The organism is Streptomyces sp. JHA26 (assembly GCF_002005565.1).
GTDB lineage: Bacteria > Actinomycetota > Actinomycetes > Streptomycetales > Streptomycetaceae > Streptomyces.
In genome coordinates, this window is sequence record NZ_BDJC01000079.1 from 1 (window position 1) to 12,665 (window position 12,665).

Annotated in this window: 10 protein-coding genes; 1 reads left to right on the forward strand and 9 read right to left on the reverse strand. The window is 74.2% G+C overall.

Annotated features, from left to right (window positions below; all coding sequences use genetic code 11):
- The first annotated feature begins 44 nt into the window (after positions 1–44).
- Positions 45–959: a LysR family transcriptional regulator gene (locus JHAT_RS30760; protein ID WP_077801566.1), complete on the forward strand. Its 915-nt coding sequence runs from the start codon at positions 45–47 to the stop codon at positions 957–959.
- 7 nt (positions 960–966) lie between these two features.
- Here the strand turns inward: JHAT_RS30760 and JHAT_RS30765 are convergent, their stop codons facing one another.
- The 9 genes from JHAT_RS30765 to solA all read right to left on the reverse strand — a co-directional run bounded on the left by JHAT_RS30765 (position 967) and on the right by solA (position 12,628).
- Positions 967–3,291, reverse strand: a complete 2,325-nt coding sequence (locus JHAT_RS30765; RefSeq protein ID WP_171991136.1) for a type I polyketide synthase — start codon at positions 3,289–3,291, stop codon at positions 967–969.
- A 37-nt stretch (positions 3,292–3,328) separates the two neighbouring features.
- Positions 3,329–4,378: an aldo/keto reductase gene (locus tag JHAT_RS30770; RefSeq protein WP_077801568.1), complete on the reverse strand. Its 1,050-nt coding sequence runs from the start codon at positions 4,376–4,378 to the stop codon at positions 3,329–3,331.
- An 11-nt stretch (positions 4,379–4,389) separates the two neighbouring features.
- Positions 4,390–5,163, reverse strand: coding sequence for a thioesterase II family protein (locus JHAT_RS30775; protein ID WP_077801569.1), 774 nt, complete (start codon positions 5,161–5,163; stop codon positions 4,390–4,392).
- A 2-nt stretch (positions 5,164–5,165) separates the two neighbouring features.
- Positions 5,166–7,892 carry a type I polyketide synthase gene (locus tag JHAT_RS30780; RefSeq protein ID WP_171991137.1) on the reverse strand — a complete coding sequence of 909 codons (2,727 nt, stop codon included), beginning with the start codon at positions 7,890–7,892 and terminating at the stop codon, positions 5,166–5,168.
- The gene (locus JHAT_RS30785; protein WP_171991138.1) at positions 7,885–8,247 is read right to left on the reverse strand and encodes a phosphopantetheine-binding protein; all 363 of its coding nucleotides are present in this window, start codon (positions 8,245–8,247) and stop codon (positions 7,885–7,887) included. Before JHAT_RS30785 ends, JHAT_RS30780 begins: the two co-directional genes overlap by 8 nt.
- 185 nt (positions 8,248–8,432) lie before the next feature.
- Positions 8,433–9,800, reverse strand: coding sequence for an aldehyde dehydrogenase family protein (locus JHAT_RS30790; protein WP_077801572.1), 1,368 nt, complete (start codon positions 9,798–9,800; stop codon positions 8,433–8,435).
- The gene (locus JHAT_RS30795) at positions 9,800–10,900 is read right to left on the reverse strand and encodes a phenazine antibiotic biosynthesis protein (protein ID WP_077801573.1); all 1,101 of its coding nucleotides are present in this window, start codon (positions 10,898–10,900) and stop codon (positions 9,800–9,802) included. Before JHAT_RS30795 ends, JHAT_RS30790 begins: the two co-directional genes overlap by 1 nt.
- Positions 10,901–10,931: 31 nt before the next feature.
- Positions 10,932–11,435, reverse strand: a complete 504-nt coding sequence (locus tag JHAT_RS30800) for a flavin reductase family protein (protein ID WP_077801574.1) — start codon at positions 11,433–11,435, stop codon at positions 10,932–10,934.
- Positions 11,432–12,628: an N-methyl-L-tryptophan oxidase gene (solA, locus tag JHAT_RS30805; protein ID WP_077801575.1), complete on the reverse strand. Its 1,197-nt coding sequence runs from the start codon at positions 12,626–12,628 to the stop codon at positions 11,432–11,434. Before solA ends, JHAT_RS30800 begins: the two co-directional genes overlap by 4 nt.
- Positions 12,629–12,665: the final 37 nt, after the last annotated feature.

Consider the following 12,665-nt stretch of genomic DNA (forward strand, 5'->3'; position numbering starts at 1 on the left):
TACGGCCAAGCTCGTCATTTCATCCACCCTTAGAATCAACGCTTATGGAACTGCGCCAGCTTGAGTACTTCGTCGCCGTCGCGGAGGAGGCGAGCTTCACGAAGGCCGCCGCTCGCGTCCACGTGGCCCAGCCCGGAGTCAGCGCACAGATCCGCAAGCTGGAGCGGGAGTTCGGGCACGAGCTGCTCGACCGCAACGGGCGCACGGTGCGGCTGACGGACGTGGGAGCGGCGGTGCTTCCCTACGCTCGGGCGGCGCTCGCCGCGGTGGAGGGCGCCCGGCTCGCGGTGGACGACCTCGCCGGGCTGACCCGGGGCCAGGTCACCGTGGGCACGGTGACCTCGTTCGCGTCACTGGGCCTGCCCGAGTTGTTCGCCCGGTTCCACCAGCGATACCCGTCCGTCGACATGGCGCTGTCGGAGGGCAACTCCGACGAGCTGGCCGAGGCGATACGGGCCGGGCGGATGGACGCCGCCGTGATCGGACTGGCCGCCGAACCGCCCGCGGGCCTGGAGGTCCAGGTCATCGCCGACGAGCCCGTCGTGGCGGCGGTCGAACCCGGCCACCGGCTGGCCGGGCGCCGACAGGTGACGGTGGAGGAGATCCGCGACCACACCCTGATCTGCCTGCCGCCGGGCACCGGGGTGCGGACCTGTGTCGAGGCCGCCTGGGCGGCCGCGGGGGCCACGCCCCGGATCGCCTTCGAGGCCGCCGACCCCCAGCTGCTGGCCCAACTGGCCGCTCGCGGGCTCGGGGTGGCGTTCCTGCCGCAGCCGTTCGCCCGGGCCCGCCGACTGCGCACCCTGACGGTCGACAGTCCCCATATGCACGGGCGGCTGGCGTTCGCCTGGCGTGGCGAGGGACCGGTCAGCCCGGCGGCACGGGCGTTCATCAGCCACGCCCGCACCTCTCTCGCCGACCTCACCGCCGGCCCCTCGGACGCTGCGGCAGTTCCCTGACACACCATCAGGCAGCTGGCGCCGGCGGACGGAACTCCTGGCGTTCGAAGGGGTGTCCGGGCAGCGGAACCCTGTTGCGCCGTCGGCCGCCGTGCAGGGCCGCCCAGTCGAGTTCCGCGCCTGCCAGCCACAGGTGTCCGAGCGCCGTCAGCAGCACCCGGGCCTCGTGGGTGTCGTCCGCCGGGTGCGGCAGGGTCTGGAGCATCGAGTGGCCCTCGGCGAGGGCCGGGTGCCGGCGGGCGAGCGAGGTGAGCGTCATTCCCGGTCCGACCTCCAGGAGCACGGCGCGGTCGAGGCCGGCGAGCGTCTCCAGGGCGTCGGAGAACCGTACGGCGCGCCGCATGTGGGCACGCCAGTAGGCGGCGCTGGCGATCTCCTCGACCGCCCAGGTGCCGGTGCTGTCCGAGACGAAGGGAATCCGCGGAGCACGCGGCCGCAGCCCGCGGACGTACGTCTCGAAGCTGTCCAGGACCGGCTCCACGAGGGAGGAGTGGCCGGCGGTAGCGATCTTCAGGAGTTTCACCTCGACATCCGGCCGGGGGAAGTCCCGGACGAACCGCTCCACCAGTTCGGCCGGCCCGGACACGGCAACCTGGTCGGGTCCGTTGACGGCACCGATGCCGAGGCCGTCGGGCAGCAGCCGCAGCACCTCCGCCTCGGGCAGCCGTACCGCGGCCATCGAGCCGGACGGCAGGCTCTGCAACAGCCGGCCCCGCTCCAGCACGAGGTCCAGGGCGTCCGGGAAGGCGAACACCCCGGCCACACAGGCCGCCGCGTAGGCGCCGAGACTGTGGCCGACGACCGCCGCCGGCCGCACGCCCCACCGCATGAGCGCGCGGGCCAGCGCGTACTCGACCGTGAAGACCGCCGGCTGGCCCACGGCGATGGTCGACAGGGCCTGCCGGCTGCGGGCGGCCGCGGCCTCGTCGGCCGGATCGAGAACACTGCGCAGATCGATGCCCAGGGCCTCGCGGGTCCGCTCGGCGCAGGCGTCGACGTCGGCGCGGAACAGCGGGTCGGTACGGTACAGGGCGCGGGCCATGCCGACGTGCTGACCGCCCTGGCCGGGGAAGGCGAAGACGACGGAACGGGGCTGGTCGGGCACCCGCCCGGCGGGGGCCTTGCGGCGGGTGCCGTCGGCGAAGGCGGCGGCGGCCTCGGCGCGGTTTCGGGCCACCGTGAACCGCCGGTGCGGCTCCGCTGTGCGGCCCGACTGGAGGGTCCAGGCCAGGTCCGGCAGCGGGTCGGTGGTGCGGTCGAGGACGTCGCCGAGATCCGCGGTCAGCCGGTCGAGGGCGGTCGCGGACCGGGCCGACACAGGCAGCAGCTGCCAGCTCGGCTCGGGCTGCGGCCGTGCCGTCGCCGGGGGTTCCTCCACCACGACGTGCACCCGCAGGCCGAACGGACCGTACGCGTCCACTCCCGCCCGCCGGGGCCGCTCGGGGGTCCGCCAGTCGCCGTCGTCGTCCGGCAACGTGCCGCAGGCCACGCCCACGACGGCTGACAGCAGGGCGGTCACGCCCGGCGTGGTGTCGGTCACGGCGGCGCCGCCAGGCGCGTCGGCGGTGACCCGGACGACCGTGCCGGCCGGGACGCCGGCGACTGCGCGGGCCCGCCGCCCAAGCCGGTCCGTGCCGTCGTCGCGGCCGACGGCCGTGCCCCGCACCACGGCGTGGACGCGGTCACCCGCGGCGAGCGCCGCGTCCAGCGGCCTGAGGACCAGCACTCCGCAGCCGCCGGTGGACAACGCATCCGCGCCGCCGTCGTCCCCGGCGAGGGGGCGGACGGTGACGGCCCCCGCGACGGCGATGTCGCACTCCCCGGCAAGGAGGGCCTGTACGGCATGGTGGACGGCCAGCGGCAGGGTGGCGCCGGCGCCCTGCACGGTCACGGACGGACCGGTGAGACCGAGCTTGTAGGCGGGCCGGGCGGCGAGGAAGTCGGGGCCGGTCGCGATGCGGATCTGCCAGTCGTCGGCGTTGGGCAGCCGCCGGATCCCGCGGCGCAGACCCTCCGCGTACGCGGTGGTACTCGCGCCGGCGTAGACGCCGATGACCGCGTCCGCGCGGGCGGGGTCCACCGCCGCGTCCTGGAGCGAACGGGTGACGCACTCGAGGAGGATCCGGTGCTGCGGGTCGGTGATCAGCGCCTCGCCGGGTGAGAGGCCGAAGTAGGTGTGGTCGAAGGCGTACGCGTCCCGCAGGACCGGGTCCGGCTCCCCGTCCCGCGTGAGTCGCCGCCGGTAGGCGTCGATGTCGGGCGCGCCGGGGAGGCGCGCCGCCATGCCGATGACGGCAACCCCGCCGTCGTCGGCCGGCTCGGTCGCGGCCATGCTGTGCTCCTTCCTGGTCACCTCGGTCATGGTGGTCTCAGGCCACGGGAACAGCGGGGCGGATGACGGCTTGTCCGCCCTGCGCCGAACGCAGCGCACCAGCGACGAGTTCGTGGGGTTGCCCCAGCGGCACGGCGCTGACCTCGTCGAGCCGCGCCACCAGCGCGTCGTCGAGGGTGACGTCCAGGGCGGAGAGGTAGCCCTCCAGCTGGTCGGCGCTGCGCGGGCCGATGAGAGGAACCAGCGTGGTCGGGGAGTGCGCGGCCCGGGCGCGCAGCCAGGCCATGGACACCTGGGCGGGCGTGAGGCCGGTCGCCCGGGCGACGTCCAGCACCGTGTCGAGGACGCGCGTGCGCTGCTCGCTGTCCTCGGTGCGGATGCCGCGCCCCTCCCAGTCACTGAGCCGGCCCGCGGAGCCGGTGCGGTACTTGCCGGTGAGCAGTCCGCCGCCGAGCGGGGCGAAGAGGGCGGCGCCCAGGCCCAACGCCTCGGCCATGGGCAGCAGTTCCCGGTCGGCGCTGCGCTCGGCGAGGCTGTACTCGAACTGCACGCCCACGAGCGGGCTCCAGCCCCGCAGCTCCGCGAGGGTCACGGCGCGGGAGACGCGCCAGGCCGGGAAGTTGCAGAGCCCCGCGTACATGATCTTGCCCATGCGGACGAGGTCGTCGAGAGCGGCGAGGATCTCCTCGACGGGGGTGAGTCCGTCGGGCAGATGCGCCCAGTACAGGTCGAGGTAGTCGGTGCCGAGCCGCTTCAGGCTGGCCTCGACGGAACGGACCACGGCCTTGCGGCTGTTGCCGGTGGTGGAGGGGTGCGGGCGGCCGGTCCCGAGGGAGAACTTGGTCGTGAGGACGTAGTTGTCCCTTTCTCTGCCGAGGAACTCGCGCAGGAACTGCTCGGCGGTGCCCATCTGGTAGCTGTCGGAGGTGTCGATCAGCGTGCCGCCGGCTTCGGTGAACCGGTCGAAGATCTTGTAGGCCTCGTCCCGGTTGGCTCCACCGCCCCACAGCGTGCCGAAGTTGGCGGTGCCGAGGGCGAACTCGGACACCCTGAGGCCGCTGTGGCGGCCGAAGGTCGTACTGCGCATGGTGTCTCCTGTCATCGGTCCGCGGTCATCGCCCGGTGGACGGTGTGCAGCAGCTCCTGCCGGGCGTGCGGGGCGCGGAAGTAGAAGTGGCCGCCGGGCAGGGTGTGGTGGTCGAAGGCGCCACGGGTGTGGACCGCCCAGCCGCGCATGTCGCCGGCCTCCTCGTCGCCGATGAACGCGGTCAGCGGGAGGTCCAGCGGCTCTCCGGGCACGAAGTCGTACGTCTCGGCAATCTCCATGTCGGCCCTGATGTAGCGCAGCACCAACTCGCGCAGATCATCGTCCTCGTGGACCACGGAGGGCAGGGAGCCCCAGCGGCGCTCCACCTCGGTGAGCAGGTCGGCGGAGGACAGCCCGTGCACCGGCCGCGCCGCGTGGACCGGCGGGGGCTGGACGGACGAGACGAAGATCCGGGTCGGCAGCGGACGGCCGGTGTCCCGCAGGGCGCGTGCCACCTCGTGGGCCACGAGTCCGCCGAGGCTGTGGCCGAAGAAGGCGAAGGGTCCGGCGCCGAAATCGGCCTCCTCGACCAGGGCCTTGACCAGCTCGGGCATCCGGGTGAAGGGCGGCTCGTCCTGCCGGGGCACGCGGCCCGGCAGCTTCACCCCCCACACGCGGACGCCGGGGAGCCGGTCGCACCAGCGCAGGAACTCGCCCGCCGAGCCTCCGGCGTGGGGGAAGCAGTAGAGATCGGCGAAGGCGTCGGGCCGTGGGTCCCGGCAGACCAGCCATCGGCTGTCGACGGGTGCGGCGGTCGCGGCGCCGGGCACTGGGGTGTCGGCCATGATCACTCCTTGGGCGGTTGCTGGCGGGCGGCGCGGCGTTCGTCGAGGAGTCCGGCGAAGTCGGTCGCGGCCGACGCCGAGAACAGGTCCTTCACCTTGACGTCGACCGGGAGCAGTTCGCGGACCTGGGCGAGGACGCGCGCGGCGATCAGCGAGTCGCCGCCGAGTGAGAAGAAGCTGTCGTCGGGGTCGACCGACGGCAGGCCGAGCGCCTGTGCGAACAGCCGCAGGACCAGCTCCAGGGTGTCGCCCGTGCGGTCGCTGTCCGTCCTCGGGTTCGGGTCCGGCGCGGTCCGCGGTTCGGCCGGCGCCTCCGGTACGCCGCGGGGGGCCGCGGAGCGGGCGGCGCCCGCCCGCGGGGCGGGCCGCGCGACGGGCTCGACGAGATACGGCAGACGCTCGAACGGGTAGCCCGGCAGCGGCAGGCGGGCCCGGCGCGCTCCGTCGTGCACCGCGCTCCAGTCGACCCGCAGCCCCTGTGCCCACAGCCGGCCGAGTCCGGTGAGCAGCGCGTCAAGGGCGGCGTCCGGTGTGGCGGTGGGAGCGGGCAGGGTGAGGACGGCCCGGTCGCCGTCGCCGGCGAGGGCGGTGCGGGCCGCGTCGGTGTCCGCCTGCTCGGCCCATGCGGTGGCGCAGCGGGAGGAGTCGGGCGTCGTCCCGGCGTCGTACCGGGTGCCGTCCCCGCCGAACAGCAGCGTGGTCCGGGCCGGACGGAGCGCGATGCCCCGCAGCAGTTCGGTGAGGGTCCGCGCGGGGTCCGCGCAGCGGGCGGCGGCCGTCACGAGCCGTACCGCGTCGCGGAGCGTCACGACCCCGGCGGCCGTGGCGGCGACCAGGGCGCCGGTGCCGGTGCCGCAGACGGCGGAGGGCTCGCCGGTCCAGTGCCGCCACAGGGCCTGGAGGGCGTACTCGCGGGCGAAGACGGCCAGCTCGCGCACCGCGGGGTCGTCCGGCCAGGAGGCGCGCGGGGTGCCGAGCACGGCGCGTACGGCGGCGCCCGGGTCGCCGGTCGTGTCCGGGTCCCGGGCGGCGTCCAGACAGGCGTCGAACGCCGTGGTGAAGACCCGCTCCGCCGGCAGCAGCCAGCCCGGTCCGGGCGAGGCGGAGGCACCGGGGAGGAACAGGGCGGCGGTGCGCGCGACGGCCCGCTCCGCTTCGCCGTCCCGGGCGGCGAGGGCGGCGGACGCCGCCTCGGCGCTGTCCGCGACGACGTAGGCGCGGTACGGCAGTTCCCGGCGCCCGGTCTGCAAGGTCCAGGCGACGTCGGCGAGCGGCAGGCGGGGGTGGGTGCGCAGATGGGCGGCCAGGTTCCGGGCCGTCGTTTCCAGCGCCGTCGGTGTCTGCGCGGACAGCGCCAGGAGCTGGAGCGGCCGGGCCGGACCAGTGGCGGGCGGGGCGGGCGGCTCCTCCAGGACGGCATGGGTGTTGATCCCGCCGATGCCGAAGGCGCTCACGCCCGCCCGGCGGACGGCGCCCCGGGGCTGCCAGGGCTCGAGCGCCGTGGCGACGCGGAAGGGGCTGGCGGCGAGGTCGATCTGGGGGTTGGGCCGGGTGAAGTGGAGGCTGGGCGGGATGGCGGCGTGCTCCAGGGCCAGCACCGTCTTGATGAGTCCGGCGGCTCCCGCGGCGGCGTCGGTGTGGCCGATGTTGCTCTTCACCGATCCGATGGCGCAGTAGCCGCGGTCGTCGCCGTCCTCGCGGAACGCCTCGGTGAGGGCCGTGATCTCGATCGGGTCGCCGAGCGGTGTGGCGGTGCCGTGCGTCTCCACGTAGGTGATGGTCCCGGCGTCGACACCGGCCACGAGCTGGGCGGTGCGGACGGCCGCCGCCTGGCCCGCGACACTGGGGGCGGTGAACCCGACCCGGGCCGACCCGTCGTTGGAGACGGCGGAGCCCCGCAGCACCGCGTGGACGCGGTCGCCGTCGGCGAGCGCGTCGGCCAGCCGCTTGAGAACGAGGACGCCGACGCCGTTGGCGGCGACCGTGCCGTCCCCGGCGGCGTCGAAGGGGCGGCACACCCCGTCGCGGGCCAGGATGCCGTCCTCGGTGTATCCGGCGTCCTTGGGTGGGGCGTGCACCGCCACTCCCCCGGCGAGCGCGAGATCGCACTCGCCCGAGAGCAGGTCCTGGGTGGCGAGGTGGACGGCGGCGAGAGCGGTGGCGCAGGCGGCCTGCACCGTGACGGCCGGGCCGCGCAGCCCCAGCCGCTCGGCGGTGCGGGCGGTGAGGAAGTCGGGGGCGGTGCCGAGCAGGATGTCCTCCTCGGTGACGTCCGGCAGCTTCTCCCGCTGGGCGCGCAGGGTCTCGGCGTACGCGGTCTCGGTGCAGCCGCCGTAGACGCCGATGGCGCCCGGATGACGGTCGGGGTCCTGACCCGCGTGCTCCAGGGCGGCGACGGCGCACTCCAGGAACACCCGCTGCTGGGGGTCGATGAGCCGGGCCTCCTCGGCGGTGTAGCCGAAGTAGCCGGCGTCGAACCACTCGGGGCGCTCCAGCAGTCCCCGGGCGGGGACGAAGCAGGGGCCGGTGCCGTCGTCGGTGGCGCCCGTGGACGGGCGCAGCGGTCGGGGCGGTTCGCGGGTGAGGGTGTCCCGGCCCTCGGTGAGGTTGCGCCAGAAGGCGTCGATGTCCTCGGCGCCGGGGAAGCGGCCGGCCATCCCGATGACCGCGATGTGCTCGCCGGTGCCGGCCGCGTCGTGGTCCTGGCCGTGTTCCTGATCGTCACGCATCGGGTTCTCCGTCGGTCTCCTGTGCGCCGCGTGCCCGCCGGGAACCGAGCCGGGAGCGGTCCGCGGTCCGTCCCGCGGGTGTGCGCCGACCCGCGCGGGGGTCGGCGTCCGCACGGCCATCGAGGTGGCGGGCGAGGCTGCCGATCGTGGGGTGGGTGAAGAGGTCGACGAGCGGGACGTCGGCGCCGAGCCGCTCGGCGACCTGGTCGCGGACCATGTGCAGCAGGACGGAGTGGCCGCCGAGGTCGAAGAAGTTGTCCTGCGGTCCCACCCGGGGCAGTTCGAGGATGTCGCACCAGATCGCGGCCAGGACGTCCTGGGTACGCCGTTCCGGTGCCGGGCGTTGTGCGGGCATCTGCGCTCCAATTCGTCCCGTCAGGGTTCGGGGCGGGTGGCTCATCGATCGTCCGGCGCCCGCGGGTCAGATGTCCAATAGCTGCTTTCCCTGGACGTCAGAAGTGTTGGTTATGGCAAGGGGTGTGACAAGGCGCCGGAGCCGGGCGGTCCCGTCCTCCGGCGCCCTGCTGGGGCCCGTCCCGTTCAGCCGCGCAGCACGGTCTTGCTCCGCATCAGGAAGTCCGCGAGATACCCGTCGTGGGGCATCCCGGTGTCGGTCCAGTGCGTGGGATGGCCGCCCAGGTGCAGATTGCTGATGGTGGGTTCGTCGCACAGCGCGTCGATGAGGGCCTCGTCCTCGGTCACCGCGCCGAGCACCAGGGTGTTCCTCAGCGGCGCCACCCCCTCCGCGCGGCTCCAGGGCGCCAACCAGACGCAGGGAAAGGGCATTTCGGTACCAGCCTCGGGCGCGTCGGAGCGGTCGAGTTCGAACACCGCGGGGCGCAGTACGGCGCTGCCGTCCCCCAGTTCGTCGACGAAGCCGTCGCCGCCGAGCCAGGCCCGGGCGCCCTTCGCCCGGCCGAGGACATGGCTCTGCAACGCCCGCGCGGTGCGGACGGACTGCACGGGCAGCCGGGCCTTGTCGTCCTCGGGCGGCAGGCTGGGCAGTTCGGCGAGCCGTTCGGCAAGGGCTTCGGCCACGGGCGCCGGGTCGCCCTCCACGAAGACGGCGGTGGCGTTGACGCAGCCGGTACCGGCGTGGTGGGCGACGGAGTCCACCAGCATGTCCAGCTGACCGCGCCAGTCCACATCCGCGGTCAGCAGGATCTTGCTCCGGCCCGGGGTCAGCGACAGCACCTTCCGGTCCTCGGCGTACTCGCGGATGATCTCGTCGCTGCCGTAGGCGAGGTCGGCCTCTCGCAGCATGGCCTCGGCGGTCTCGTGCTCGGTGGGCAGCAACGCGACGTGGTCGTCGCCGAAGCCGGCCGCCCGGAGCGCGAGGACCAGCCGGTGCGGGGTGAACGGCTCGCGGCGGGACGGCCGGACGGCGACCCGGTAGCCGAGGGCGAGGGCTTCGGGCCACAGGGAGTGCGTGCCGGGGTGGTTGCCGGCCGCGTGGACCGCGAGCACCTCGCCGCGCCGGGTCCACACCGCCCGGCCGGTCCGGGTGAGCGGGTCGCGCCACTCGCCGACGGCGCCCGCCGGGCGGGCGAACTGCAGCCCGCGGTACAGGTGCGCGGTGCGCCGCACGAGGGTGCGGGTGGCGGCCCGGACCACGCCGATGGGCAGGCCGGCGACCCGGCTCACCGCCTGCTCGTACGCCTCCGGCGTGAGTTCCCCCAGTTCGGCGGTGGCGAACAGCCGGCCGGCCCGGGCGATCGCGGCCACGCGCTCGTCCAGCGGAAGGGGGGTGGCGGCGCGCAGGGAGCTCATCGCCCGGCCGACGAACAGCCGGGGCGCGAGGGCCAGTTCGGCGACCGGACGCCCGGCCACGTCGACGACGGGCTGCCGGTTGCGGGCCCGGTAGGCGCCGGACGGACCGAGCACGTCGAGGGCGACGGACGGGGACATCAGTACACACCCTCGATCACGTCCTGGTCGTCGAAGTGCGACACAGGGGCGATGTCGGCGACCGAGTCCCCGGCATGGCCGTCCGGGGCCTCGATCCGGGTGGCGAGGTCCCGTTCCAGGTTGTTGGGCAGCAGCAGGCCCTTGCTGACGTGATGCATGACGACCTGGCCGCGCTGCCCGTAGGGGACCGGCTCGCCGGTCGCGGGGTCGATCACGGAGAAGGTGATGTAGGGCGAGAACGTGTCGAACACGCAGGGGTCGTCGTCCCCGAGGCCGTACCGCTGACCGGCGATGCCCAGGATCATCGTGCTGCCGTAGTGGCCGTACAGCGGGATGCCGGGGAAGATTTCCGTGCGGTACAGATGGCGGCTGTCGGCGTCCATCTGGGTGCCGCCCCAGCGGATGGCGCGCACCTTCTCGACCACGAGGTCGACCAGTTCGTCCCGGCGGGCCAGCCGCTCCAGCAGCGGCGGGGTGATCGTCAGCACGCCGATGTCCTGGGTGCGCAGGACGAAGGCCGCCTGGTCGATGAGGTGTTCGGCGTAGTCGTCGGCGAGGTCGCCCCGGCCGGAGGCGATCGACTTCTTCACCCAGCGGGGGTCCAGATCGACGGTGAAACCGAGGCTGCCGTGGGTGGTGGCGGACTCCTGGAAGATCCGGCCCACGATGTGCGGGCCGGTGGGGGTCAGACCGAGCCACTGGGCGCCCCGGGGAAAGCCGTGGGTGTCCAGGTTGGCGTTGCTCCAGGCCACCATGCGGTCCAGCCAGTCGCGCAGGCAGACGACCCGCTTGGGTGCTCCGGTGGTGCCGCCGCTCTCGAAGGTGCCGACGATGTCGGGGCGCTCGCCGTACCCGCGCGGGACGAGATCCCGCACCGGCACGTCCCGCAGCTCGTTCACGATGTTGGGGAAGAGCGCGAGGTCGGCGTGGGTCTTGACGTCCCGGCGGGGGTCGAAGTCGAGGCTGCGGGCGCGCCGGAGCCAGTACGGCGAGCCGGTCTCCGGGCTGAAGTGCCACTCCATCGCGGCACGGACGAACTCGTCGGGGTCCGGCGTGACGTCGATGGGCGGATCCAGGACGGGATGGGCGGCTGACGACACAGGTCCTCCTTGGACGGCGAGAGCGGCAGGGTCAGCGAGGGGTGTGGAAGGTCCGCCGGAACCACAGCAGCGGGGTGCCGGGACACCCGGCCTCCACCTCGCCGAGGGCTCCGAGCAGCAGGTCGTGGTCACCGGCCGGCAGCACGGCGTGGCGCAGGCAGCGGTACGCGGCGTGGGCGTCGGCCAGGACCGGCAGAGCGGTCCCCGGCCACCGGGCGAACTTCTGCCCCGCGAACCGGTCCACACCGTGCCGGGCGAATGCGCGGGCGAGGGCGCGATGGCGGTCGTCCAGGACGTTCACCACGAACTCACGGGCGGACACGAACGCCTCGTGGCAGCTGGAGCTGTGGGAGATCGCGACCAGCAGCAGCGGCGGGTCGAGCGAGACGGAGACGACGGAGCTGGCGGTGAAACCCCAGCGGCGGCCCTCGTCGTCGGTGGTGGTGACGATGGTGAGCGCGGCCGGGAGCAGCGCCATGGCGTCACGGAAGTGCTCCGCCCGGGCCAGGGGGGTAGTGGGAACCGGGGTGTTCATCGCATGCCCTCCCGCGCCGTGAGCGCTGTGGTCGTGGGCGAGGTGCGGGCGCCGAAGCGGCCGGGGGCGAGGAAGTCCAGGGGGATCCGCGGGGCGCGCCCGGTGACCAGGTCGGCGAGCGCCTCGCCGAGGCCCGAGGCGTGTTTGAAGCCGTGGGCGTTGCAGCCGCCGCCGACGACGAAGCGCGCCTCGTCGTCGAGCGCACCCACCGCGAACTGACCGTCGGGTGTGCGGGAGAAGAACGACACAGCAACCCGGTCAGGCACGTCCGCCAGGCCCTGCACCCGGCCGCACAGCATCGTGGCGACGTCCGCCCAGTCCTCGGTCCGGACGCAGCGGTCGGCATCGTCGTCCGGATCGATGGGGCGGGCGCCGGGGCCGTATCCCTCCAGGCCGAGCTTCACCTCGTGACCGCCCTCGCGGCCGTTGCCCCACAGCACGGGTCCCTCGTCCGTCTCCCGCATGAAGACGGGGAATCGCGTCAGGTCGAAGGTGCCGTCGTCGTCGGCCGGGCGGAACCAGGTCAGCGGCATGCGCAGGGTCTCCAGCGGCAGTCCCTCGACCAGGGACGGAAGCCAGGACCCCACGGTGATCACCACCCGGCGGACGCGGTAGGCGCCTTCGGCCGTGCGCACCTGGACACCGCCGGCGACGGGTTCGAAAGCGGTGACCCGGCTGTCGGTGAACACCCGTGCTCCCGCCTTGGCGGCGAGGGCGGCGGCGGCCCGGATCGCCGCCTCCGGCCGCACCAGACCGGCCGAGGGCTCCCACACCGCCAGGTGGTGGTCCGGCACCCCGATGTGCTGGGGGAAGCGCTCCCGCAGCTCGGCCCCGCCCAGCACCCGCACGTCGATCCCGTGGACGGCGGCGGCCCGCAGCGTACCGCCGACCACGAGACCCTGCTCGGGCCCGATCAGCAGGCCGCCGCCGGGCAGGAACAGCTCCTCGCCCGACTCCTCCTCCAGTCGCCGCCACAGCTCGAACGACCTGCGGGCCAGCGGCACCAGGCCGGGGTGTTCCAGACAGGTGACCCGAACCATCCGCGAGCCGCCGAAGGAGGACCCCAGGGCGTGGCCGGGGCGGTGCCGTTCGAATCCGATGACGTCGACCCCCCGGCCGGCCAGGTGCCACAGGGCCGCGGCTCCCCACGCTCCCAGGCCGACGACGGCCACGTCAGCGTCCCACCGACTCATGTGTGCCTCTCTCACTCGCCTTCGGCTGTCGCCGGAC